The organism is Stenotrophomonas sp. yr243 (genome assembly GCF_900184195.1).
GTDB classification, from domain to species: Bacteria; Pseudomonadota; Gammaproteobacteria; order Xanthomonadales; family Xanthomonadaceae; genus Stenotrophomonas; species Stenotrophomonas lactitubi.
In genome coordinates this window covers 860,128-886,091 of record NZ_FXWT01000003.1, presented here as the reverse complement: position 1 = coordinate 886,091, position 25,964 = coordinate 860,128, and the positions used below count along the sequence as shown (strand labels likewise).

The following is a 25,964-nucleotide window of genomic DNA, read 5'->3' as shown; positions in this document are numbered from 1 at the left end:
GGAGGGATTTTGTTCCTAGTGACTACTATAGTCAATAGTCACTACGGGCGTGACTCAAGGCTCCGGAGGACCAACTCCTGCAAGGCACTTGGCGCTTCTTTGTGTAGGGGCGCCAGGTGCGGCAGCGTTACAGGGTTCAGATAAGGAAGCAGGACCTGGTAGACCGCACGGCTGGTGTCCTCGAGCGGCGTCGTGCACTCAAATGCGCCGGAAGCGCGTCCATCCTTGATGATGTCTTCAACAAGCTGCCTGATGCGCCCTTCATACGCCTGCGCTGAAGGCCATTGATCCGTCGCGGCCGCAACGGCAATTTCATACAGGCGCCGATCCTGCAGAAACAGGCGAAGACCGGCCTCCACAATGACGGTGAACAACAACCGCAGCCTCTCGGCAGGCGCTTGCACGCCCCGCAGGGCCTGATGAACCTCGCTTTCGATCTGACTGAGGCAATTGGCGCAGATCACCTCGCCAATGGCCTGCTTGGAGGAAAAGAACTTGTAGACGTACGCCTTCGAGAAGCCGATGGCCTTGGCGAGGTCGGACACCGTGGTCTTGTCATAGCCGTAGTGGCTGAAATGCGCGGTGGCAGCCTCGATGATCTGGGTGCGCACGTCGTGCTCGGCGGGGCCGCGTCCGGCGTCGAGTGCTGCAGAGGATGAAGTAGACATCGGGCAAGGGTAGCGCCGCGTAGTGATGCGGGCAAATGGTGACCGATCGGGTATCGGTCCACTATTCGATTCAAAGTGACGATTGACGTATATGGTCACAGGTCCAATAATCGGGGCGGCTCAGCTGGGCGATGACTCCGGCAACCGGGATGCGCGCTACGCACCAAATCCGAGCCGTCTCACGCCGTGAGGAGCGCCTTCTCAATCAAGAATCTCCCCATGGGAACCGCCGCATCGACAATTGCCTGTGGAGGGCAAGCAATGACCGCAAAAACGATACTTGCGCTGGCGCTACTGAGTGCATTGGCAGGCACGACCGGCACTGCGCAGGCTGCTGCATTCCAGTTGAAGGAGAAAAGTGCAAAGGGCCTGGGCCGCGCCTTTGCGGGCTCGATCAGTGCGCCAGGCGACGCATCGGTGATAGCGGACAATCCTGCTGCCATGCGCCTCCTTGATGGGCGACTGTTCCAAGCCGATGCAAGTGTTGTGAACTACACCGTGGACTTCAAAGGCGAGGGCCGCGATGCCCCGGGACGTCCGCTCTCTGGAGGTGATGGCGGGGACGCAGGTGACACCAGCCCCATCCCTGCCCTCTATTTCCATACCCCATTGGGTGAGAAGGCCCACCTGGGACTTTCATTGACGGCGCCCTTTGGCTTCAAGACCGAATATGAGAGCAACTGGATAGGTCGCTACAACGGGATCAAGACAGAGATCAAATCGGTTGACCTTGGTTTGTCGCTTTCTTACGACGTAAATCCCTATGTCTCCTTCGGCGCCTCTGTTTTTGTCGAGCGTGTGGAAGCGGAGCTTCATGATGCGGTCGATTTCGGCGCCGTGCTCGCCGGCGCACGGGCGCCAGGCTTTTCTCCGGGAAGTGCAGATGGCCACACGCACATTGACGCCAAGGATGACGCGGTTGGTTTCACCCTCGGTGGGCTCTTCACCCCTGTAGAGGGAACCAATATCGGCATCGCCTATCGATCCAGGGTGGAACACAAGCTCAACGACGCAGAGGTACGCTTCGGGGTTCCAGCGACCGCCGCACCATTGTTGGCAGCGGCGCGTCCTGGCTGGTTTGTCGACACCAACGCAAGCACTGCGCTCAATCTTCCCGCCACGCTGACCGGCAGCATCAGCCACCAGGTCAACGACCGGTGGACGGTCATGGCCGATGTCACACGCACCGCGTGGTCCAAGTTCGCCGAAATCAGGCTGGACTTCCACTCTGCTCAGCCCAGTCGGGCTCTGGACTTCAGCTACCGGGATACAACGTTTGCTTCCATCGGTACGGAGTATCGCTACAGCCAGAAGCTAACGCTCCGCGCGGGTATCGCGACCGATCAGAGCCCTGTGACAGACGATATCCGTGATGTCCGTGTGCCAGACAGCGACCGCAAGTGGCTATCCTTGGGCGCTACGTATCGAGCCTCTGAGTCGGCTGAATACAGCTTCGGCTACACGCATCTCTTCCTGGACAAGCCGGAAGTGTCGGTGGTCTCGGCGACGGGCAGCAGCCTGCAGGGCAAGTACGACGTCGGCTCAGACATCGTGGCATTTTCAGCCGCCTACTACCTCTAAAGCACCGGGCGGGTCCCCTCCCGCGTCCGTAGGCTGGCGGCGCAAGCCGCCAGCCGCCTTGGTCATCCCGATCACAAAGGCGGATGCCAGGCCTTGTCGCCAACAGAGAAACGGTTCGCAGTGAGCACGGCAGCCAACCGCTACTCGGATTCCATGCGAACCACCAGCGGCCCCTCGGCACGGAGGGCCTGCAGGCCTCCGTTGATACGTCCCAGCAGCACCAGCCCCTTCGAGTAGCCGAACGGTCTGTGGAAGATCGCCAGATTTCCCCACGGTGCGTAGAAGGCGATATCGCCCGCCACTGGCGTGATCCCTTCCGGTTCGCCGGTGATGCTGAGGCTACGCGGCAGCTGCGCGATCTTCTCGGTGGCAGCATAGTCCTCAAGCTGCAGCTTAATGGGCAATTGGGCGGCGAACTCGCGTGCGGGAATGGTGTCCTCCAGCGTGGCCGACAGTGTATGGTCGTTGATGATCAGCCGAATCTTCATTGCAGGAACCTTCGGGTTGGGTGCCGTTTCCATGAGCGCAGCGGCGTGTTGATTCTGCTCGGCAGAACATGCAGACACCGCCGCGAATGCAAGGCAAAGCGAAAGCAACTGCCCAATGATCCACGCCGCGCGTCCCATCAGCCTCGGGCTTCCGCGGCAACCGCCGAGCCGGACGCGGATGCAGCATCGGCGGCCGTGACATAGGCAAGCAAGGCCGCGAACAACAGCAGGCCAGCACTGGCCAGAAACGTACTGGCGAAGCCAGCGCTGTCCAACAGCAGGCCGCCGAGGGAGGACCCCAGCGCGATCGAACACTGCACCACCGCCACCATCAGCCCGCCGCCGGCTTCAGCATTGTGGGTGAACGTGCGCGCCAGCCAGCTCCACCAGCCCACCGGTGCAGCCGTGGCAAGCAGGCCCCATGCGGAAAGCAGTACGGCGGTCGGCCACAGGTGTGAACCCAGCGGCACCAGCGCTACTGCAATCACCGCCATCACGGTGGGAACCGCCACCAATGTGCGGTAGAGGCCGCGCCTGATGAATGCCCCGATCGCGAGCGTGCCCACAAAGCCGCTTGCACCCATGGCCAGCAGCACCAGCGGAACCGCGGATTCCCCTGCACCCGTGACCTTCTCCAGGAACGGGCGCACATAGGTGAACACGGCAAACTGCCCCATGAAGAACGCGCCGCACGCCGCCATGCCCAGCATCACTACCCGCCGCCGCAGCAGGGCCAGTACCCCGCCGTGGGATTGCCTTCCTTCTGCGGGCATGGAAGGCAGACACAGCCACTGCCATGCCAGCGCGATGGCTGCCACAGGCAGAAGGCACAGGAATGCCCCGTGCCATCCGATCACGCCGCCAAGGTAGCTGCCCAAGGGTGCAGCCACTACCGTCGCCAGCGCGTTGCCGCCATTGAAGATCGCCAGTGCTCGCGGCACCTGCGCTGCAGGCACCAGGCGCATGGCCGTGGCCGCAGACAACGACCAGAACCCACCGATCACCACGCCGATCAGCGCCCGGCCCATCATGTACATCGGGTAGCTGGAAGCCATCGCCACCACCAGGCCCGACACCGCCATCACTGCGGTGAGCGTCAGCAGCAGCGTCTTCCGGTTGATGCTGCCGGCCAACCGGGAGATCGACAGGCTGGTCAGCACTGCGAAGGCGCCGGAGATGGCAATTCCATACCCGGCCAGCCCTTCGGACACACCGAGGTCAGCCGCCAGGGGCGTGAGCAGGCTCACCGGCATGAACTCAGAGGCGATCAGTGCGAACACGCACAGCGTCATCGCCAGCACACCGCCCCAGTTGGCCCGTTCGGCCGTCGCGTCGTTACTGCTCATTTCCCAGCCAGGCCTTGCTGGAAGAACGTCGCCAACCTGGCGAAGGGAATCAGGTCGGTGCGGTCATACAGGTCCACGTGACCGGCGCCCTTCACCCAGTAGAGTTCCTTTGGCTGGCCTGCCCTGCCGTACGCGTCTTCGCTGAACTCACGGGAGTGTGCATTGTCGCCCGAGATGAACAACATCGGCCGCGGTGAAATAGTTTCGATGTCGTTGAACGGATAGAAGTTGACGAACTTCACCAGACTGCTGAACAGCGGCTGGGTGGTTCGTTCGGGCTGCTCGCCTGTGGCCGCATAGGCACCGCGCGGCGTACGGTAGAAATTGAAGAACTCACGCTGCACGTCCGGCGTATCGGCATCCAGCGTGTTCACGGTGCCCGGCACATAGGCGGCCTGCCCACCGTTGAACTCAACCAGGCGCTGCTTCGTCGCCGCTTGGATCATCGCTTTGCGCTGTTGAAGCGACTGCGTGTTGTTCAACCCTTGGCGCACAGCGGCGCCCATGTCATACATGCTGACCGTAGCGATTGCCTTGATGCGTGGATCGATCTTCGCAGCACTGATCACGAAACTGCCACTACCGCAGATACCCAAGCCGCCAATCCGTTCCGGGTCCACGAACGACTGCGTGCTCAGGAAGTCCACCGCCGCGCTGATGTCATCCGAGTAGATTTCCGGCGACACCAGGTGCCGAGGCGTACCGGCGCTTTCACCCCAGAAGGATAGGTCGATCGCCAGCGTAACGAAGCCCTGCTCAGCCAGCTTCTGCGCATACAGCTGTGAACTCTGCTCCTTCACTGCGCCCATCGGATGACCGACTACCACGGCTGGTGCGCGGCCACCCCGCGCCGGGCCCTGAGGACGGTACAGCGTGCCCACGACCTCCATCTGGTACTGGTTGCGGAAGCTGACGCGCTCGCCTTTTACGCTGGCGCTTCTGTAGAAATTGTCGGCGCCGGCGGTTCTTGCGGCGACCGGTGCCTCGGCGGCCACGGCCGACTGCGGAACGAAATGGCTGGCAATCAGTGCCAGCAGCAGCGTGGTGGGTTTCATGTGCGGACGGCCTCAGTGGGAACTCAGGTCGCCACGATAGGCGGCGCCTGCTACCGCGATAAGCCGGCTGAAAGTTGATGCATTACTGAGTTGAGCTCACAATTGACCCATGAGCAGCGTGAAGACCAACGACCTGCAGGCCTTCCTGGTGGTGGCACAGGAGCAGAGCTTCACCAAGGCAGCTGTTCGCCTGGGAGTGACACCCTCGGCGCTCAGCCACTCCATGCGGCTGCTGGAGGAGCGCCTGGGCATCCGGCTGCTGGCCCGGACCACGCGCAACGTCTCCCCGACCGAGGCGGGCGAGCGCCTGATGCGCTCCATCGCACCGCACTTCGAGGCCATCGGCGCCAGTGTGGAGGCATTGGGGGATCTGCGCGATCGCCCGGCCGGAACCCTGCGGATCTCCTGCACGGACGATTCGATGGAGACCATCATCCGCCCTCGCCTTGCCGGATTCCTCGCCGAGTATCCGGACATCACACTGGAGTTCTACGTCGATTACGGCTTCACCAACGTGGTGGAACAGCGCTTCGACGCCGGCATCCGGCTGGGCGAGGCGCTCAGCAAGGACATGATCGCGGTCAGGGTCGGGCCGGATTGGCGGCTGGTGGTGGTGGGATCGCCCGACTACTTCCAGAAGCATGCCAAGCCAAGGAAGCCCGCCGATATCACCCAACATCGCTGCGTGCACATCCGGCATCGGCCGAATGGCGCCATCTATGCGTGGGAGTTCGAGGAGAAGGGCAAGGAGTTCACCGTGCGCGGCGACGGACCACTGGTGTTCAACAGCATGATCCACGTGATCAATGCCGCCCTGGACGGCCTGGGCCTGGCGTACGTGCCTGAGCCGATGGTGGCCGATCACATTGCCGAGGGCCGGCTGCTTGCCGTGCTCGACAAATGGTGTGTGCCTTTCCCTGGCTATCACCTGTACTACCCGAACCGCCGGCAGCCCTCGCCGGCCTTTTCGGCGCTGGTGGCCTGGCTGAAGCGGGACGCTTAAGTTCCGCGGCGGCAACAGGTCGGACTGAAGCACGGCGGCCTGCATCGCGCGCGCCGGCTGACGGCCCAGACGCACGCGCGCAGGCGCGACTCAGCGATCGGGCGCATCCGACAGGCGCGCCATGACAGCCGCCCGGCACGCATCCAGGATTTCGTCCGCCAGCGGCGAATCATCCGGACAGGACCTGGACAGCACCACCGCGCCCACGGCCATGGCCATCAGGGCTATCCGGCGCGCACGCGCCTCCGGGCTGGCGTGCTCGCTCGACGGATCATCCTCGCCGGCAGGGCGCCCTACCTGGGCATCAATGCCGGCCGCAAAGGCTGCCTTGACCGCTGCCGGCTGGCGCGCGGCGTCGGCACTCAACGCGGCCATCGTGCAGCCGTGGCCTGGGTCATCCCGATGTTCCCGGGAAAGGTAGTAGCCAAGAAATCCCGCCAGATCCATGCCCGCTGCGGCGTCGGCAGATCGCGCCAGGCCGCAGATGGAGGCTTCGGCCATGAGGTCGGTCTTGGAGGCGAAATGCTTGTAGAAGCCACCGTGGGTAAACCCTGCGGCCGCCATCAGGTCTGCGACGCCCACACCGTCGTAGCCCCGCTCCCTGAAGAGCGTGGATGCGGTTTCGACAATGTGCGCCCGGTTGGCCTGCGCTTGTGCCTTGGTGACCTTCATGACTCGATGCCCCAGGGGCTGTGCTGCGGAAGGGCGGCAGTCTAGCATATATGGATTACGTTCATCATCAAACCATTGACATCATGGATTACGGTCATCATCATTGCGGCAACGACCACCAGCCCCACATCAGATGACGACCACGACACTCTTCCAGCCCTACCCGCTTGGCCCGCTGACGCTGGCCAACCGTATCGTGATGGCGCCGCTGACGCGCAACCGCGCCGATGCCGGCCTGGTGCCCAGCCCGCTGGCGGCCAGCTACTACGCCCAGCGGGCCTCGGCCGGCCTGATCATCACCGAGGCTACCCAGATCTCGGCCCAGGCCCAGGGCTACCAGGACACGCCCGGGCTCTACACGCAGGATCAGATCGACGGCTGGCGCCAGGTCACCGACGCCGTGCACGCACGTGGCGGGCACATCTTCGTGCAGCTCTGGCACGTGGGCCGCATCTCGCACGTGGATCTGCAGCCCGGCCACGCCGCACCCGTCTCCGCTTCGGCCATCCGTGCGCAGACCAAGACGTTCGTGCACAACGGCTTTGTTGATGTGTCCGAACCGCGCGCATTGGAGATCGACGAGCTGCCCGGCATCGTCAACGACTTCCGCCAGGCCGCCGCCAATGCCATCGCCGCCGGCTTTGATGGGGTCGAAATCCACGGTGCGAACGGCTACCTGCTGGAACAGTTCATCAAGGACGGCGCCAACCAGCGCACCGATGCATACGGCGGTTCGATCGAGAACCGCGCGCGCCTGCTGCTGGACGTCACCGCCGCCGTGGCACAGGAGATCGGTGCCGATCGCACCGGTGTGCGCATCTCGCCGGTTTCTCCGGCCAACGCGATTTCCACCGTCAGCGACCCGCAGCCGCAGTACGACTACATCGCCGATCAGCTCAGCGCACTGGGCATCGTGTACCTGCACGTGGTGGAAGGTGCTACCGGTGGCCCGCGCGACGTAGCGCCGTTCGACTTTGACAGCCTGCGCCGGCGCTTCACCGGCACCTACCTGGCCAACAATGGTTACGACCTTGAACTGGCCAACACGCAGCTTGCCGCCGGCAAGGCAGACCTCATCGCGTTTGGCCGTGCCTTCATCAGCAATCCCGATCTGGTCGAACGCCTCAAAGCCGGCGCGCCGTTGAACGCACTGAATCCGGCGACGTTGTACGGCGGCGGTGCGGAGGGCTACACCGACTACCCCACCCTGACCGATACGGCGCCGCAGTAACCCGATCGACAGCGCCGCGCTGCACACCCCGTTCGCCCCTTCCAATTCCAAGAGATACACCATGAGCCTTCCCACCGTCCTCATCACCGGCGCCTCCAGCGGCATCGGCACCGTTTACGCCGAACGCTTCGCACGCCGCGGCCACGACCTGGTGCTGGTTGCGCGCGACAAGACGCGCCTGGAAACATTGGCCGCGCGCCTGCGCCAGGACACCGGGGTGGCCGTAGAGGTCCTGCCGGCCGACCTCACCCAGCGCACCGATCTGGCCGCCGTGGAAGCCCGCCTGCGTGACGATGCCCGTATCGGCATCCTGATCAACAACGCAGGCATCGCCCAGTCCGGCGGCTTCACCGCGCAATCGGCCGACAGCATCGACCAACTGGTAACACTGAACACCCTCGCTCTGACGCGCCTGGCCGCTGCCATTGCACCGCGATTGGCCACCGCCGGCGAAGGCGCAATCGTCAACATCGGCTCGGTAGTCGGCCTGGCACCGGAACTTGGCATGACCGTCTACGGCGCGACCAAAGCCTTCGTGCTGTTCCTCTCGCAAGGCCTCAGCCTGGAACTGTCGCCCAAGGGCGTCTACGTGCAGGCCGTCCTGCCGGCGGCCACCCGCACCGAGATCTGGGAGCGTGCCGGCATCGACATCAATACGCTGCCCGAAGTGATGGACGTTGGCGAACTGGTCGATGCCGCCCTGGTCGGCTTTGATCGCCGCGAGACCGTGACCATTCCGCCGCTGCATGTGGCCGAACGCTGGGACACGCTGGAGGCATCGCGCCAGGGCCTGCTCTCGGATCTCCGCCAGGCGCAGGCTGCGGAGCGTTACCGCGCATGAAAGCCTTCCTCATTGACCGGTATGGCAAGAAGGAAACGGGGCACGTCGGTGATGTAGCAACGCCGCCGCTGCGCGACGGCGATGTGCTCATCCGCGTGCACGCGGCCAGCGTCAACGCGCTGGATACGAAGATCCGGCGTGGCGAGTTCAAGGCGGTCCTGCCGTATCGCCTGCCTCTGATTCTCGGCAACGACCTGGCCGGTACGGTGGAGCGTGTGGGCGCGGGCGTTTCCCAGTTCAAGCCGGGCGATGAGGTATATGCACGTCCCGACGATGATCGCATCGGCACGTTCGCCGAGTTCATCGCGGTCAACGCGGGCTCTGTGGCGCCCAAACCCCGCAACCTCAACATGGTGGAGGCCGCCTCGCTGCCGCTGGTCGCACTGACCGTGTGGCAGACGCTTGTGGAAACCGCTCAGCTGAAGCCAGGACAGAAGGTCTTCATCCAGGCGGGCTCCGGCGGCGTCGGCACCGTGGCCATCCAACTGGCCAAGCATCTGGGAGCCTTCGTGGCGACCACGACCAGCACGGCCAACGTCGCGTGGGTGAAGGCGCTGGGCGCGGATGTCGTCATCGATTACAGGCAGCAGCACTTCGCCTCCGAGCTCCGCGACTACGATGTGGTGCTCAACAGCCTGGGTAAAGAGGAGCTGGAGCGCTCGCTGCAGATCCTCAAGCCGGGCGGACATCTCATCTCCATCTCCGGGCCACCGACGCCGGCCTTTGCCGCCGCGCGCGGACTCAGCTGGCCGCTCAAGCAGGTCCTGCGCCTGCTCAGCCGTGGCATCCGCAGCAAGGCCAGTCAGAAAGGCGTGACCTACACCTTTGTCTTCATGCGCGCCGACGGGCAGCAGTTACGCGGGATCACCCCGTTGGTCGAGTCCGGTGCGATCCGCCCGGTGATTGACCGGGTGTTCCCGTTCCATGAGACCCAGGGCGCGTTGGCTTATGTGGAGAGCGGGCGGGCGAAGGGCAAAGTGGTGGTGGAGCTGCCTTGGTTGGACTAATGCGGCCCGCTGGCCAACTGCGGGTGCGGCCACCTTCAGTTGGATCGCCCGCTTCGGGTCGTTATGCAATCCGAATGACCACCTTCCCAAACGGCCCTTCTTGAAGTCGGCTAAACGCCTCAGGTACTTCGGCGAACGAAAACACCCGATCGATCACCGGCTTGATACCCAGCCGGTCGATGGCGCGATTCATGTCCTCGAATGCCCGCCGATGCCCCACGGAGACGCCGCGCAGTGTTGCGCGACGGAGCTGCAGCGGAATGGCCGGCATGCGGATTTCGGTGTCCTCCATGAAGCCGATCTGGAGGATGTTTCCCCCACCGGCCACGGCGCGCACGGACTGGCCCAGGTTGTTGCCGCCCATCATCTCCAGGATGTGGTCAGCGCCCTCGCCTTCTGTCAGTTCAACAACCGCGCTCGCCCAGTCGGGCGTCTGGCTGGTGTTGATGGTTGCCCAGGCGCCCAGGCCTGCTGTCTTGCTCAGTTTGCCGTCGCTACGCGAGGTGACAATGACCCGCGCGCCCAGGGCGGTGGCAAATTGCAGGCCGAACAGCGACACGCCGCCGGTGCCTTGCACCACCACTGTCTGGCCCGCGCGCGCATGGACTGCCTCGGCCAGTGCGAACCATGCGGTGAGCGCGGCAACCGGCAGCGTGCAGGCCTCCTCGTCGGACAAGGATGCGGGTGCGGCCACCGCAACGTCTTCATGGATCAGCACGTACTCGGCTAGCATGCCGGGCAGCGGCCCGCCCAGCGAGAGGCCGTGCTGGAGCATGGCAGCGGGTGGCTTGCCATCCAGCCACTGTGTCCAGAAGTTGCCAAGCACCCGATCACCGGGCGTGAATCGTGTTGTTGCCTCCCCCGCTGCAACCACCTCACCCACCATGTCCGACCCCGGCACGAACGGCATTGGGGGCGGCACTGGCAGCAACGCGCCGTTGATGACCAGCGCGTCCCGATAGTTCAAGGACACTGCAGCCACCTTCACCAGCAACTCGTGCGGGCCAGGCGCCGGGATCGGGCGTTCCGCGCTCTCCAGATGCTCCATTCCCATGGCTGGCAGCTGCCAGACCCTCATCTTCGTGTTCGTCATGTTCAACCCTCTGGCATCTCGCACTACCGCGATGCGCCAGTCTATTGGCGATTACCTGGCTTCATGGCGCACATTTCGGCTATAGACTGTCCACTCTATTTCTTCAATCACCACCCATGGCACCGTACAGCGCGTCGCGGCTTCAAGGCATCAGCGTCTTCGTTCAAGCCGTGGAAACGGGTAGCTTCACCGCTGCCGCCCTGCGGCTCGGCGTCACCAAATCAGCGGTCGGCAAAAGCGTTGCAACACTGGAGCAGCGGCTGGGGGTGCGTCTGCTGGAGCGCACCACGCGTCGGCTGGCCCTTACCGAAGCGGGATCGGACTTCTATCAGAGCTGCCTGACGGTGCTGGCCGAACTGGACCAAGCTGAAGCACGCGCTGCGTCGCGCAGGCGCGAGGTCGCAGGCACGTTGCGCATCAGCCTGCCGGTGAGTTTTGGCAGGCGATGGGTGATGCCGCACTTGTTGAAACTCACACGACGACATCCCCAGCTTCGCCTCGACGTGGGCTTCTCCGATCGCGCCGTCGACCTTCTTGAGGAGGGTATCGACATGGTGGTGCGCCTCGGCGATCCGGGTAACAGCGCGTTCCTGGCCTCGCGATATCTCGGGCACCAGCGCGTGCTCACCTGCGCCTCACCGGCCTACCTGGCAGAACGCGGTACGCCTGTGCGTATCGCCGATCTGGGCGCGCACGACTGCATCGCGTTTGGCAGCCAGGGTCGGATTCTGCCTTGGACACTGCTGGACGAAACCGGACGCGCAACGACTGTCACGATCAATGGCAGGCATACCATCAGTGACGGCGAAGCATTGCGCGCTGCGACGCTTGAAGGATTGGGCATTGCCCAACTGCCCACTTGGCTGGTGGCCGATGCGTTGCGAAGTGGCGAACTGGTTTCTGTGTTGGGGGCGGAAGGGGTGAGGGGCTCGCCGATACATGCACTGTGGCCGGCTACGCGGGACCTGGCGCCGAAGATCCGCGCCACGGTCGATGATCTCTTGGCCAGCTTCCTTTCGCTCGCTCCTTGGGATTCGGCCTTGCCCGAGGTGGGCGCTTGATAGGACGCTCAGGACAGATGACGACTAGATGTGAAACGCCAGACCTGCCGACAACGTCGCCGGACTCACCCTGACACGGAACGCAATGAGCAGGCTGGCGAGCAGCATCACCGCCGCTGCAACGTTGAGGACGGCAACGATGCCCCCCAGCCCGAATACCAGGCCACCCAAGGCCGCCCCCGCCGCGATCGAGGACTGCACTGCAGCGACCACCATCCCGCCGGCACTCTCGGCCTGGTCAGGCACCGCACGCGCGACCCAACTCGACCAGGCAACCGGCACGCCACCGAAGGCCAGACCCCAGAGCGCGACCAGCATCGCCAGCCCGCCAACGCCCACCGGCAACAGGACCATGCCGAGCGCGGCTACGCCCACCAAGGCTGGCATGATCACCAACGTGACTTTCAAGCTGCGCTCCATGAGCCAGCCGGCCAGTAGTGTTCCGACAAAGTTCGCCACGCCGAACCCGAGCAGAATCAGCGCCAGGCCATCCGCGCTCATCTGCCCGAGGCTCTCCAACGTAGGACGTATGTAGGTAAAGAGCGAGTACTGGCCGGTGTGCGCCAGAACGCAGCCAAGCATGCCGACCGCAACGCCTGGCCGGCGCAGGAGCCCCACCACCGACTCCGGAACTGCTGCCTTGCGCGGGGCCATTCGGGGCAGCGTGAACCACTGGAACGCAAGCGTGAGTCCACCTACCGCGGTCGCGGCCCAGAAGGCGCTGCGCCAGCCCAGCAGCCCACCGAGGTAGCTCCCCAAAGGCACCGACACCACCGTGCCAACCGCAATGCCGCTGAAGATGATGGAGAGCGCGCGAGGCACGCGTTGTGGCGGCACCAACCGCATGGCCACGGCCGCTGCCATGCTCCAGAAACCGCCCAGCGCGATGCCCAGAAGTACGCGCATCACCAGCAGCACGCCCATGCTGGACGACAATGCCACCAGAGCGTTGGAGAGGATCATCAGAGCCGTGAAACCCAGCAGCACCAGGCGCCTGTCGATCGAACGGGTGAGCCGAGGGACAAACAGGCCAGCTAACAGCGCCACCACAGCAGTGACCGTCACGGCTTGACCGGCCAACGCCTCCGACACCCCCAGATCCGACGCCATCGGCGTCAACAGGCTGGCAGGCAGGTATTCGGCCGTGAGCAGCCCGAAGACACCCATGGCCAGCGAAAACACGGCCACCCATGCCGATGAAGACGGCTCCCCGCTACCCCGGGCCACAGAATCAGGCGCGTCCACGGCATCAACTACGTTATTGCTCATCAAAGATCCCAGCGCATTCGTGCAGCCGAGAGTCTAGGGAGCCACGCCCGGATGATCTATGATTGTCTGGCCTGTATTTTTGATCGAAACCCCGAGGCGTCTCATGAGCCACGCTCCATCCCAGCCCACCGACCTGATCAGCGAGCTGCTGACCGGCATGCGGCTGCATGGCGTTCAATACCGACGCATTCAGACCGGGCCGACCTTTGGGCTTGGATTTCCCCCGAAGCCAGGGCATGCCTACTTCCATTACGTGGCAGTGGGCACGGCGATTCTTCGTGGCGAGGACGGCAGCCAACACCTCCTCTCCGCCGGGGATGTCGCGCTTCTTCCCCGCGGAGAAGGACACGCGCTGCTGTCTGCCGAGGACCATCCCGTCCAGTGCCTGGAAACGATAGACGCCGCCCCGCTGGGTGACACGGTGAACGGGATAGACACGTGCCCGAGCACCCATGCCGTGCCAAGCTCCGTGCTTTTCCACGGATGCATGGTGTTCGATCTGGGTGGCATGCAAGGGTTGAGTAGGTTGATGCCGGCGGTGATGTTGGCCGATGGCAATGGCACCCAGTTCCCCGGGCTGTTGCCGATGGTCGACGCGATGAAGCGCGAGGTGTGCTCCGGACGTATTGGATTTGCCGGCATACTCGCCCGGCTGTCGGATGCAGTTGCCGCGATGATCGTCCGTGATTGGGTCGAGCGCGGGTGCGACGGCGCATCTGGCCTGGTCATGGCCATGCGCGACCCTCGTCTATCGCTGTCGTTGCTTGCCCTGCACAAAGACCCTGGGCGTGACTGGACCGTCGACGCGCTGGCTGCAGAATCCAACATCTCACGTTCTGTCTTTGCAGACCGGTTCCAGACCGTTATCGGAACCGCGCCCCTGCGCTACGTGACCGAGCTGCGAATGCAATTGGCGAGTCAATGGCTGACCCACCAAAGCCTCTCCATCGAGGTCGTGGCAGAGCGTCTTGGCTACGCGTCGCAGGCAGCGTTCAGTCGCGCCTACAAGCGCGTGATGGGCCACTCTCCTGGGGCGACTCGGCGCGGGCGCTCCTTGATCTCACCATAGTCCACTCCCAGCCACTCATCCGCCCTGCCCCAGCTCCCGCGCAAGGAACGGCGCCGTCCTGCTGCCTTTGGCGCGGGCCACCTGTTGCGGCGTTCCCTTCGCCACAATGGTGCCACCCGCAGCGCCCGCACCCGGCCCGAGGTCGATCACCCAGTCCGCCTGCGCGACAGCACGCATGTCGTGCTCGATCATCACCACCGTATTTCCCGCTTCAACCAGCCGCTGCAGCTGGACCAGCAGCCGGTCCACGTCCGACGCATGCAGGCCGGTGGTGGGTTCGTCCAGCACGTAAAGCGTGCGCCCACGCTGGCTGCGCTGCAGCTCGGTCGCCAGCTTGATGCGTTGTGCTTCACCGCCTGACAGTTCCGTGGCCGGCTGGCCCAGCCTCAGGTAGCCCAAACCGATTTCATTCAGCAGCTGCAGCGGGCGGGCAATGGCATCCTCCTCGATGAAGAACGCATGCGCCTGGTCTACCGTCATCTGCAGGACCTCGGCGATGTTGCGGTCGTTCCACAGCACCTTCAGCGTGGCCTCGTTGTAGCGGGCGCCGTGGCAGGTGGGGCACGGTGCATAGACGCTGGGCATGAACAGCAGTTCGACGCTGACGAACCCTTCGCCCTCGCAGGTCTCGCATCTGCCCTTGGCCACGTTGAAGGAAAAGCGGCCCGCATCGAAACGACGGCGGCGCGCGGCGGGCGTCGCCGCGAACAGCTTGCGCACGTGGTCGAACAGCCCGGTATAGGTAGCCAGGTTGGATCGTGGCGTGCGGCCGATCGGCTTCTGGTCCACCTGCACGACCCGCTGGATGGCGTCCACATCACCTGCAAGCTGACCTCGCGTCGTCTCGATCACGGTCGGCCCTTCCGTAAGCGTGCCCTCCGCTCCATCGTCTGCGGGCTCATGCCCCAGGTGCAGCAGCATCAGCTCAGGCAGTGCCTGTGCCATCAGGCTGGACTTGCCGGAGCCCGAAATGCCGGTCACTGCGGTCAGCAGCCCCAGCGGCAGCTGCGCATCCACACCCTGCAGGTTATGGCGGTGGATGCCCTTCAGCTCCAGCCAGCTGTTGGCGCTGCGCTGCCGGCTGGCGGCCGCAGGCACCTGGTCGAACAGGTACCGGGCCGTGCGTGAATCCTGCACGTGCCGCAGGCCTTCGGGCTCGCCGCTGTAGAGCACGCGCCCGCCATGCTCGCCCGCCTCAGGGCCGACATCCACCAGCCACTGCGCGCGGCGCATCAGCTCCAGATCATGTTCGACAACGAACACCGAGTTGCCGCCGTCACGCAGCCGGTCCAGCGCGTCGTACAGCGCCTTGCTGTCGGCCGGGTGCAGGCCGGCCGATGGCTCGTCGAGCACGTACAGCACACCAAACAAAAACGAACTGAGCTGGGTGGCCAGCCGCAGACGCTGTAGTTCGCCAGCCGATAGCGTTGGCGTGGCGCGATCCAGCGAGAGGTACCCCAAGCCCAGGCCTCGCAGCTGGTGTACACGCGCCATGACACCGCCTGCAAGCCGCTGTGCAGCCAGACGTTTCTCCTCCGACAGGGCAGAGGTCAGCCGTACGTCGGGGGCCGAAGCATGGACAGGACGGCCGCTCGCTGCCCGCGTGGTGCGGTCGCGGCGGGTGGCGCTTCTGCTGGTGCGTTCACCCCGGCTGTGTGCGCTGAAATCGCCCTGCGCGATGGGCTCCAGCAGGTCCGCCAGTTGATCCAGCGGAAGGCGCATGAATTCGCCGATGTCCACGCCTGCGAAGGTGACTGAGAGCGCCTCCGGCTTCAGGCGCTTTCCGTGACAGGCCGGGCACAGCCTGTCTTCCATGTAGCGGGACACCCGCTTGCGCATCAGCGCGCTCTGGGTATTGGCAAACGTGTGCAGCACGTAACGGCGGGCGCCGGTGTACGTGCCCATGTAGCTGGGCTCCAGCTTGCGCTTGAGGGCGGCACGGGTCTCGGCAGGAGTGAAGCCGGCATAGACCGGCACGCTGGGAGTTTCCTCGGTGAACAGGATCCACTCCCTGTCCTTCTTCGGCAGCTTCTTCCACGGTATGTCGATGTCGTAGCCCAGCGTGACCAGGATGTCGCGCAGGTTCTGGCCATGCCATGCCGGCGGCCAGGAAGCGATGGCGCGTTCGCGGATGGTCAGCGACGGATCCGGAACCATCAGCGCTTCGGTCACCTCGTAGACATGCCCCAGGCCGTGGCAGGTGCTGCAGGCGCCCTGCGGCGTATTGGGCGAGAAGTCCTCGGCGTACAGCATGGGCTGATGGGCTGGGTATGCCCCAGCACGCGAATACATCATGCGCACCAGGCTGGACAGCGTGGTGACGCTGCCCACCGAGGAGCGTGCATTGCTGGCGCCGCGCTGCTGCTGCAGGGCTACCGCCGGCGGCAGCCCATCGATGGCATCCACATCGGGCACGCCCGCCTGGTCGATCAGGCGCCTTGCGTACGGCGCAACGGACTCGAAGTAGCGCCGCTGCGCCTCGGCGAAGACGGTACCGAAGGCCAACGATGACTTGCCGGAGCCCGACACGCCGGAGAACACCACCAGTGCATTGCGCGGAATGGAGACATCGACGTTCTTGAGGTTGTGCTCGCGCGCGCCGCGTACCTCGACGCAACTGCTGGCGGCGGCAGCGCATGATGACTCGCCAAAGGGGGTGTTGGACATCTTCGCGATCCTGCGGGCAGTGAGCGGCGCGCATCAGAGCGCGCCCGGTGATGCATTTTCGCTGCTGCGGGGTGAATGTGGCGAGGGAGTTCCGTCCTGGGGCCTCAACTCCGGCATCACGGGCCGACAGCCCGGCCTTCACGGCTACCACGGCACCCGCAATGCAACCATGCAGGACGCGCCCTCCCCCCTCGGTAACCCATGCCCCACCTTCGTCGTCTCTTTGGTCGCTGGCTCCGTCTGCGTCGTCTCGTCCGTTGGCGCTGGCGTGAGCGACAAGCCTCGGTCCCCGCCATCGAGGCCACCGAGGGCCCACTGCGTGCCGCGCTGTACAGCGTTGAACAGATGGAGGTGTACGGCCGCGCGCTCGCACGCCAGCATCGCGTGCGGTTGCGGCCCAGCCCGGAGCGCTTGCTCGATCGCCTGCAGGCGAACGAGCGTGTGCTGGAAGACGCAAATACGCTGCTCAGCAGCGTGGTGCGCGAACAGCGACCGGTAACCCCGGCGGGAGAATGGCTGCTCGACAACTACTACCTGATCGAAGAACAGATCCAGACCGCGCGCCGCCATCTGCCGCGCGGCTACAGCCGGCAGCTGCCTTCACTTGCCTCCGGCCCATCGGCCGGGTTGCCGCGGGTGTATGAACTGTCGATGCAGGCCATCGCGCACGGCGACGGTCGCATTGACGCCGATACGCTGGGCCGCTTCATCGCCTCGTACCAGTCGCTCGCGCCGCTGAGCCTGGGCGAGCTGTGGGCGGTGCCCATCATGCTGCGCCTGGCCCTGCTGGAGAATCTGCGTCGCATGGCTGCGCGGGTGATGCGCGATGGGACCGACCGTCGCTTGGCCTCGCAATGGGCTGACAACCTCAATCAAGCGGCATCCGAGACCCCGACCGACGTGGTCCTGGTGGTTGCGGACATGGCACGGTCCGCGCCGCCATTGACCGGCGCGTTCATTGCCGAGCTGACGCGCTCGCTGCATGGGCGCGGTGGTGCGTGGGCCATGCCCGTCGCGTGGCTGGAACAGTGGGCGGCAGCGGCTGGGCAGCGCATCGACGAACTGGTCGCCGCCGAGGGTCAGCAGCAGGCGGCCGATCAGGTATCCATCGGCAACAGCATCGGCAGCCTGCGCTTTCTCTCCACCATGGACTGGCGCACCTTTGTTGAAGACATGAGTGTGGTGGAGCAGCGGCTGCGCGAAGACCCGATGGCCGTGTATGCGCAGATGGACTTCGCTACCCGCGACGCCTATCGCCACGTGGTGGAGAAGATCGCCCGGGGTAGCCGCATGGCAGAGGAGCGCGTTGCCACCATCGCGCTGGACCTGGCACGGGCGGCGACAGCGCCGGAGGGACCGCGCACGCACGTGGGCTACTGGCTGGTTGGCGAAGGTGTGGACGCGACCGCTGAAGCGGTGGCCGAGGCCGCACCGCGCCACCGCAAGGCACGGCGACTGGCACATCGCGTGCCGCTTGCGCTGTACCTGCTGCCGATCGTCCTGCTGGCGGTGCTGGCCACCGCTGGGTTGCTGGCAACCGGCAGTGGCGCGGCACCCCTCTGGCTGGCCGCGCTGCTGGGGCTGCTGGTGTTCAGTGAGCTGGGCATCGTGCTGGTGAACTGGACCGCGACGGTGCTGGTGGCACCCAGGCCGCTGCCCAAGCTGGATTTCAGCGAGGGCATCCCTGCCACCTGCGCCACCGTGGTCGCGGTCCCCTCGATGCTGTCCAGCGTCGACGGAATCGATGTGCTGGTGGAAGCGCTGGAAGTCCGCTTCCTGGCCAACCGCGATCCTCAGCTGCGCTTCGTGCTGCTGACGGACTTTCTCGACGCGGCGGAAGCCACGGCGCCGACGGACGACACTCTGCTTGCGCACGCCGTGGCGCGGATCGAGGAGTTGAACAGGCGTTACGCGCCTGAGCGCGGCGACCGTTTCTACCTGCTGCACCGCCCCAGGCAATGGAACCCGGGTGAAGGCGTGTGGATGGGACACGAGCGCAAGCGTGGCAAGCTGGCAGCACTCAATGCCCTGCTCCGCCAGGGCGATGCGGCCGCGTTCATGCGCATCGTCGGTGACGCGGCCGCACTGATCGGCGTCCGTTACGTGATTACGCTGGATTCGGACACACAACTTCCGCGGGATGCGGCACGCGCCTTCGTCGCCACCCTGGCGCACCCGCTCAACCGCCCGCGCTTCGATCCGACGCTGCAACGGGTGGTGGAGGGCTACGGCATCCTGCAGCCCAGCGTCGGCACCAGTCTGGGGCGGCGCCGCACTTCGCGTTTTGCCCGGATGTTCGGCAGCGAACCTGGCATCGATCCGTACACGCGCATGGTCTCGGACGTCTACCAGGACCTGTTCGACGAGGGCTCGTTCGTCGGCAAGGGCATCTATGACGTCGAGGCCTTCGAGCATGCGCTCGAGGGTCGCCTGCCCGAGAACCGCATCCTCAGCCACGACCTGCTGGAAGGCTGCTATGCACGCGCGGGCCTGGTCAGCGATGTGCGCCTGTACGAGGACTATCCCGAGCGCTATGCCGCCGACGCCAAGCGCCGTGCGCGCTGGATCCGCGGCGACTGGCAGCTGTTGCCCTGGTTGATGCCGTGGACGCCGCGCCCGGGCCCGGGATGGGAACGCAACCGGCTCAGTCTGCTGTCACGCGGCAAGTTGCTGGACAACCTGCGCCGCAGCCTGGTGCCGATCGCTGCACTGGGCTTGCTGGCGGTGGGCTGGTTGTATGCCGGAAACCCTGCTGCATGGACGGCGTGGGTGCTGGCGCTGTGGTTCGCGCCGCCGCTGATAGGCATGCTGCGCGATGCCCTGAGCGTTCCGGACGACACGCCGCTGGAGGCGCATTACATCAAGGTCGGGCGCGGTACGTTGCAGTCATTGCTGCGCGCGTCGACCCAGGTTGCGTGCCTGCCTTTCGAAGCGTTGCTGGCCAGTGACGCGGTGCTGCGCACGCTCTGGCGCATGGCCGTCACACGCCGCCACCTGCTGCAGTGGAACCCCTCCAGCGAGGTCGAGCGTCGCCTTGGCAGCGACCGCGGCGCGGAATGGCGGGTGATGGCGCCGGCCTCGCTGCTGGCGCTCGCGCTGGTGGCCGTGGTGGCCGTCGCGCGTCCGCAGGCATTGCCGCTCGCCCTGCCCTTGCTGTTGGCGTGGACCTTCGCGCCGGCGTTGATGGCGTGGCTGGGTCGGCCGCCGGTTGCGAGCGTGGCGGAGCTTTCCGTTACGCAGCGGGCATTCCTTGGCCGGCTGGCGCGGCGCACCTGGTCGTTCTTCCAGGCCTGGGTGCGCGAGCAGGATCATTGGTTGCCACCGGACAACATCCAGGAGCATCCGTCGCTGGTGGTGGCGCGGCGCACCTCGCCGACCAACATCGGCCTGTCCCTGCTGGCCAATCTGTCGGCGTGGGATTTCGGCTACCTGCAGCTGGGTGCGGTTGCTGAACGTACGGCCCTCACCTTCGACACGTTGGACCAGCTGCCGCGCCATCGCGGCCACTTCCTGAACTGGTACGACACCGAAACCCTGGCACCGCTGCCGCCGCGCTACGTTTCCACCGTGGACAGCGGCAATCTTGCCGGGCATCTGCTGACGCTGCGCCAGGGCCTGCTCGCGCTGGTGGACGCGCCGGTGCTGGCGCCGCACACCTTCGAGGGCCTGGCCGATACGCTCGGCGTGCTGGAAGAGGAACGGCAGCGTCAACGCCCCGGCGATGCGGCACTGGTCGAGGTGCTCAACCACCTGCGCCAGCGTCTGGCGTCAGCGCGTGTCGACCGCCCCGTCGGAATGGCGCAGATCCTCGCCCGTCTGCAGGAGCTGGTCGATCTGGCCGACGCCGTTCTGGTGCAGTGGCCGGCAGCGGAATCGCCCGAGGAAGGCGAGCTGCACTGGCCGACCCTGTTCGCCGCCGAATGCCATGCCGCCCACGCGACGCTGGCCGACCTCCCTGCCGATGCCGGCGCGGACGCCGAGGCAGCGGTGCCAACCCTGCGCCAGCTGGCCGCGCTGCCGGGCACGGTCGGTGCGGATGCACGCGTGCGCATCCAGCAGTTGCAGGCCTTGGCGCACCGCGCCGGGCAGTTCTCGCTGATGGAATACGGGTTCCTGTTCTACCGCACCCGCAACCTGCTCTCGATCGGCTACAACGTCGACGACCACCGCCTCGACAACAGCTTCTACGATCTGCTGGCCTCTGAAGCGCGGCTGTGTGCCTTCGTCGCCATCGCCCAGGGCCAGTTGGCGCAGGAGAGTTGGTTTGCGCTTGGCCGGATGCTCACCGAGGTCAACGGCACGCCGACGCTGTTGTCATGGAGTGGCTCGATGTTCGAGTACCTCATGCCGCAGCTGGTGATGCCCAGCTATCCGGACACGCTGCTGGACCAGACCGCACGGCACGCGGTCGAGGCGCAGATTGTCTACGGCCGCACCCTGAACCTGCCGTGGGGCGTGTCCGAGTCCGGCTACAACGCCGTCGATGCCCGCCTGAACTACCAGTACCGGGCGTTTGGCGTGCCGGGGTTGGGGCTGAAGCGCGGCCTGGGCCAGGATCGGGTCATCGCGCCCTATGCCAGCATGATGGCGCTGATGGTGGCGCCGGAAGCGGCCTGCCAGAATCTGCAGGTGCTGGAAGGATTGGGGTTCTCCGGGCGCTTTGGCATGTACGAGGCGATCGACTACACCCCTGCCCGGCTGCCGCCAGGGCACGATCACGTGCTGTTGCGTTCGTTCATGGCCCACCACCAGGGCATGGGCCTGCTGTCGCTGGATTACCTGTTGCGCGACCAGCCGATGCAGCGCCGCTTCCTTGCCGATGTCGAGTTCCAGGCCACCTTGCTGCTGCTGCAGGAACGCATCCCGCGCATCGGCGTATTCCATCCACATGAGGTGGAAGCGCTGGGCGAACACTCCGCCATGGCCGAGGACGAGACGTCCCTGCGCGTACTGCGGGACCCGGGTGGCCCGCGCCCGGAGGTGCAGCTGCTGTCGAATGGACGCTACCACGGCATGCTGACCCATGCCGGCGGCGGCTACAGCCGCTACGGCGACCTGTCGCTCACCCGCTGGCGCGAGGATGGCACCACCGATGCCTGGGGGTCGTTCTGCTATCTGCGCGATGTGGACAGCGGCGAGTTCTGGTCTGCCGCCTACCAGCCCACCTGCGTGGCGGTGGACAATTACGAGGCGATCTTCTCGGATGCCAAGGCGGAGTTCCGTGGTACGCGCCGCGGCTGCGAGAGCCACCTGCAGGTGGCCATCTCTGCTGAGGACGACATCGAGCTCAGGCGCCTGCGCCTGACCAACCGAAGCCGTCGCCCGCGCACGGTGGAAATCACCACCTATGCCGAAGTGGTGCTGGCACCCGCCGCGGCCGACGATGCGCATCCGGCCTTCAGCAACCTCTTCGTGCAGAGCGAGATCCTGGCCGCCAAGCAGGCCGTGCTGTGCACGCGTCGGCCCCGTTCGCACGATGAGGTGCCGCCGTGGATGTTCCATCTGGTTGCGGTCCATGACGCCGAGGTGGTGGCGATCTCCTACGAAACCGATCGTGCGCGCTTCCTCGGCCGTGGCAATACGCCGCGGACGCCGCAGGCATTGACCACCGATACCGATCTTTCCGGCACCGACGGTTCGGTGCTCGACCCGATCGTAGCGATCCGCGTCCGTGTGGTGCTTGAGCCCGAGCAGACCGTGCAGCTGGACATGGTGTATGGCGTCGGCGCCGACCGCCCCGGTTGCGAGGCGCTGGTAGACAAGTACCGTGACCGCCGCCTGGCCGACCGCGTCTTCGACCTGGCTTGGACACACAGCCAGGTGGTGCGCCGGCAGATCAACGCGAGCCAGGCCGAGGCCGCGCTGTACGAGCGCCTGGCTGCCCACGTGCTGTATGCCGGTCCACTGCTGCGCGCGGGTGCCGGCGTCCTGCTGCAGAACCAGCGCGGACAATCCGGGCTGTGGAGCCATGCGATCTCGGGCGACCTGCCCATCGTGCTTCTCAAGGTCACCGATGCGGACAACGTGGAACTGGTCCGACAACTGGTGCAGGCGCACGCCTATTGGCGCCAGAAGGGACTCAACACCGACCTGGTCATCTGGAACGACAGCAAGGCCGGCTATCGGCAGGAACTGCAGGACCAGATTCTGGGGATGGTCGCCGCCAGTTCGGAAACAGGCCTGCTTGATCGCCCCGGTGGCATCTTCGTGCGCCCGGTGCAGAACATGACGCACGAGGACCGCATCCTGTTGCAGGCGGTGGCGCGGGCGGTGATCAGCGACGAGGACGGCACGCTGGCTGCGCAGGTGGGGCGTCAGCCTCTGCCCCCGCGCCGGATCCCGCCGTTGACGCGTCAGGCGGTGCAGGAGGAACTGGCACTGTCGTCGGAGCCGACGCCGGGGCTGCCCATCGTCGCCGATTCGAGCCCCGACTTCGGGTTGCCCCCGGGTGCCGAGCACGACGACGAGATGGACGACCCGTGGCCGTTCCTTCCCTACCGCGGCACTGGCCAGTTTGACAACGGTACCGGCAGCTTCAGCGAGGACGGCCGCGAATACGTCGTGGTGGTGCGCGAAGACGCGCCGACGCCGGCGCCATGGGCCAACGTGATCGCGAACGCCCGCCTGGGCACGGTCGTCAGCGAGAGTGCGCCGGGTTACACGTGGTTCGAGAACGCACATGAATTCCGCTTGACGCCCTGGCTCAATGATCCGGTGTCGGACACGGGCGGCGAGGCCTTCTACGTGCGCGATGAGGATACGGGTCGTGTGTGGTCGCCGATGCCGCTGCCACGCAGGGGCACCGGGGCCTACCGTACGCGCCATGGATTCGGCTACACCGTCTATGAGCATGTAGAGGACGGCATCGCCAGCGAGTTGTGGGTCTTCGTCGACGTCACTGCGGCACTGAAGTTCTCGGTCCTGCGCTTGCACAACTTGTCGGGCAGGACACGGCGGCTGTCGGCCGTCGGTTACGTCGAATGGGTGATGGGTGACCTGCGCGCGAAGTCGCGCATGCACGTGGTCACTGAACGCGACCACCAGACCGGGGCGCTGCTGGCGCGAAACGCCTACAGCACCGATTTCGGCGGCCGGATGGCCTTCTTCGACACCGATGCCGACGGCTGCGGCTGGACCTGTGATCGCCTGGAGTTCATCGGCCGCAACGGCAGCCTGCACGCACCGGCAGCGTTGCGGCGCGAGCGTCTGGATGCACGGGTGGGTGCGGGCCTGGATCCCTGCGCGGCGATCCAGGTGCCGCTGGAGCTGGCCCCGGGCGACCGCAGTGAAACGACCTTCCGCCTTGGCGCAGGGCGCGACCGCGACGAAACGCTGGCGTTGGCGCGAAGCCGCCAGGGCGCTCAGGAGGCCATCGACGCGCTGGACGCGGTGCGCATCCACTGGCGCAATGTGCTGGCCACGGTGCAGGTGCGCACCCCGGACCCGGCGTTGGACGCACTGGCCAACGGCTGGCTGGTCTACCAGACCCTGGGCTGCCGCTACCTGGCGCGCAGTGGCTACTATCAGTCAGGCGGCGCGTTCGGCTTCCGCGACCAGCTGCAGGATGCGCTCGCCCTGGTACACGCGCGCCCGGACCTGACCCGCGAACACCTGCTGCTGTGTGCTGCACACCAGTTCACCGAAGGCGATGTGATGCACTGGTGGCATCCGCCGCAGGGTCGCGGCGTGCGCACCCGCTGCTCGGACGACTATCTCTGGTTGCCCCAGGGCGCATGCCGCTATCTGGAGGTCACCGGCGACGCCAGCGTGCTGGACGAAGTGGTCGGCTTCATCGAGGGGCGCGCGGTGACGCCGGAAGAGGAAGGGTATTACGACCTGCCTACACCGTCGACACAGCGCGACACGCTGTATGCGCACTGCGTCCGCGCCCTCGAGCGCGGCTGCCGGTTGCTCGGCGAGCGCGGTCTTCCGCTGATGGGCAGCGGCGATTGGAACGACGGCATGAACCGCGTCGGCGACCAGCAGCGCGGTGAAAGTGTATGGCTCGGGTTCTTCCTGCATGACACGCTGCACCGTTTCATCGGGCTGGCCAACGCGCGTGGCGATGCCGCCCGTGCGCAGTGGTGCCAGCAGCAGGCCGAAAGCCTGCGCCAGAACCTGGAACAGCATGCCTGGGATGGGGCATGGTACCGCCGCGCCTGGTTCGACAACGGCGCCGTGTTGGGCTCGTCACAGAACCAGGAATGCCGCATCGACTCGATTTCCCAGAGCTGGTCGGTGTTGTCAGGCGTTGCCGCGCCTGAGCGTGCCCAGCAAGCACTGGATTCGCTGTACACGCATCTGGTGCGAAAGGACGCCCAGCTGATCCAGCTGCTTGATCCGCCCTTCGACCAGACCACGGAGGACCCCGGCTACATTCGCGGTTATGTACCGGGCGTGCGCGAGAATGGCGGCCAGTACACCCACGCGGCGGTGTGGGCGGCGATGGCATTCGCACAGCAGGGAGATGCGGTGCGTGCCTGGGAACTGGCCGACATGATCAACCCGCTCAATCACGCGCTGGACCCGGAAGCGGTGCAGACCTACCGCGTCGAACCCTATGTGTTGGCTGCCGATGTATACGCCGTGTCTCCGCATGTCGGGCGCGGCGGCTGGACGTGGTACACCGGGTCGGCGGGCTGGATGTACCGCCTGCTGGTGGAATCCCTGCTGGGCATACGTCGTGAAGGTGATCGTCTGTCGCTTGCACCGTGCCTGCCCGATCACTGGCCGTCCTTCGAACTGAGCTACCGCTTCGGTCGCAGCTTCTACGAGTTCGTGGTGACCCGCACTGCGCAGGGCCAGCCAACGCTGCATGTGGATGGCATGTTGCAGCCGGGCCTCACCGTCCTGCTCCGCGACGATGGTCATCACTACCGGGTCGCGCTTGACCTGAGTGCGACCCCGGGATGA

16 protein-coding genes are annotated in these 25,964 nt (G+C 65.6%); 8 read left to right on the top strand and 8 right to left on the bottom strand.

The features are described from left to right. Positions 1–41 precede the first annotated feature (41 nt). A complete protein-coding gene (locus tag QOL57_RS16835; protein ID WP_089235684.1) occupies positions 42–668 on the bottom strand; it encodes a TetR/AcrR family transcriptional regulator in 627 nt (208 codons plus the stop codon). A 261-nt stretch (positions 669–929) separates the two neighbouring features. On the opposite strand from QOL57_RS16835, the gene QOL57_RS16830 reads away from it, so the two are divergent. Beyond that, positions 930–2,249, top strand: coding sequence for an outer membrane protein transport protein (locus QOL57_RS16830; protein WP_089235685.1), 1,320 nt, complete (start codon positions 930–932; stop codon positions 2,247–2,249). Between the two features lie 140 nt (positions 2,250–2,389). Here the strand turns inward: QOL57_RS16830 and QOL57_RS16825 are convergent, their stop codons facing one another. The 3 genes from QOL57_RS16825 to QOL57_RS16815 form a co-directional block, all read right to left on the bottom strand. Continuing rightward, positions 2,390–2,737 carry a cyclophilin-like fold protein gene (locus tag QOL57_RS16825; protein WP_089235686.1) on the bottom strand — a complete coding sequence of 116 codons (348 nt, stop codon included), beginning with the start codon at positions 2,735–2,737 and terminating at the stop codon, positions 2,390–2,392. Positions 2,738–2,874: 137 nt separating this feature from the next. After that, on the bottom strand, positions 2,875–4,083 hold the full coding sequence (locus QOL57_RS16820) for an MFS transporter (protein WP_089235687.1): 1,209 nt from the start codon (positions 4,081–4,083) through the stop codon (positions 2,875–2,877). After that, on the bottom strand, positions 4,080–5,138 hold the full coding sequence (locus QOL57_RS16815; RefSeq protein ID WP_089235688.1) for an alpha/beta hydrolase: 1,059 nt from the start codon (positions 5,136–5,138) through the stop codon (positions 4,080–4,082). Before QOL57_RS16815 ends, QOL57_RS16820 begins: the two co-directional genes overlap by 4 nt. 109 nt (positions 5,139–5,247) lie before the next feature. Between QOL57_RS16815 and QOL57_RS16810 the strand changes: the two genes are divergently transcribed. After that, positions 5,248–6,141 carry a LysR family transcriptional regulator gene (locus tag QOL57_RS16810; RefSeq protein ID WP_089235689.1) on the top strand — a complete coding sequence of 298 codons (894 nt, stop codon included), beginning with the start codon at positions 5,248–5,250 and terminating at the stop codon, positions 6,139–6,141. 90 nt (positions 6,142–6,231) lie between these two features. Here the strand turns inward: QOL57_RS16810 and QOL57_RS16805 are convergent, their stop codons facing one another. After that, the gene (locus tag QOL57_RS16805) at positions 6,232–6,813 is read right to left on the bottom strand and encodes a TetR family transcriptional regulator (RefSeq protein WP_089235690.1); all 582 of its coding nucleotides are present in this window, start codon (positions 6,811–6,813) and stop codon (positions 6,232–6,234) included. A gap of 133 nt (positions 6,814–6,946) precedes the next feature. Here QOL57_RS16805 and QOL57_RS16800 point away from each other — a divergent pair, with 133 nt between their 5' ends. From QOL57_RS16800 to QOL57_RS16790, 3 genes are all read left to right on the top strand, one after another. Continuing rightward, the gene (locus tag QOL57_RS16800; RefSeq protein WP_089235691.1) at positions 6,947–8,044 is read left to right on the top strand and encodes an alkene reductase; all 1,098 of its coding nucleotides are present in this window, start codon (positions 6,947–6,949) and stop codon (positions 8,042–8,044) included. Between the two features lie 61 nt (positions 8,045–8,105). Then, on the top strand, positions 8,106–8,885 hold the full coding sequence (locus tag QOL57_RS16795) for an SDR family oxidoreductase (RefSeq protein ID WP_089235692.1): 780 nt from the start codon (positions 8,106–8,108) through the stop codon (positions 8,883–8,885). Beyond that, positions 8,882–9,892, top strand: coding sequence for an NADP-dependent oxidoreductase (locus QOL57_RS16790; RefSeq protein WP_089235693.1), 1,011 nt, complete (start codon positions 8,882–8,884; stop codon positions 9,890–9,892). The genes QOL57_RS16795 and QOL57_RS16790 overlap by 4 nt, the downstream gene beginning before the upstream one ends. Before the next feature lie 61 nt (positions 9,893–9,953). Here the strand turns inward: QOL57_RS16790 and QOL57_RS16785 are convergent, their stop codons facing one another. Further along, positions 9,954–10,985 carry an NAD(P)-dependent alcohol dehydrogenase gene (locus QOL57_RS16785; RefSeq protein WP_089235694.1) on the bottom strand — a complete coding sequence of 344 codons (1,032 nt, stop codon included), beginning with the start codon at positions 10,983–10,985 and terminating at the stop codon, positions 9,954–9,956. Positions 10,986–11,101: 116 nt separating this feature from the next. Here QOL57_RS16785 and QOL57_RS16780 point away from each other — a divergent pair, with 116 nt between their 5' ends. Continuing rightward, entirely contained in the window at positions 11,102–12,046 is a 945-nt protein-coding gene (locus QOL57_RS16780; RefSeq protein ID WP_089235695.1) for a LysR family transcriptional regulator, read from the top strand. Positions 12,047–12,070: 24 nt separating this feature from the next. Here QOL57_RS16780 and QOL57_RS16775 read toward each other — a convergent pair whose 3' ends face one another. After that, positions 12,071–13,315, bottom strand: a complete 1,245-nt coding sequence (locus QOL57_RS16775; protein WP_089235696.1) for an MFS transporter — start codon at positions 13,313–13,315, stop codon at positions 12,071–12,073. 103 nt (positions 13,316–13,418) lie between these two features. On the opposite strand from QOL57_RS16775, the gene QOL57_RS16770 reads away from it, so the two are divergent. Continuing rightward, positions 13,419–14,384, top strand: coding sequence for an AraC family transcriptional regulator (locus QOL57_RS16770; RefSeq protein ID WP_198512171.1), 966 nt, complete (start codon positions 13,419–13,421; stop codon positions 14,382–14,384). Between the two features lie 15 nt (positions 14,385–14,399). Here the strand turns inward: QOL57_RS16770 and QOL57_RS16765 are convergent, their stop codons facing one another. Next, entirely contained in the window at positions 14,400–17,051 is a 2,652-nt protein-coding gene (locus tag QOL57_RS16765) for an excinuclease ABC subunit UvrA (protein WP_089235698.1), read from the bottom strand. 201 nt (positions 17,052–17,252) lie between these two features. Between QOL57_RS16765 and QOL57_RS16760 the strand changes: the two genes are divergently transcribed. Next, positions 17,253–25,964 carry a glycoside hydrolase family 94 protein gene (locus tag QOL57_RS16760; RefSeq protein WP_089235699.1) on the top strand — a complete coding sequence of 2,904 codons (8,712 nt, stop codon included), beginning with the start codon at positions 17,253–17,255 and terminating at the stop codon, positions 25,962–25,964.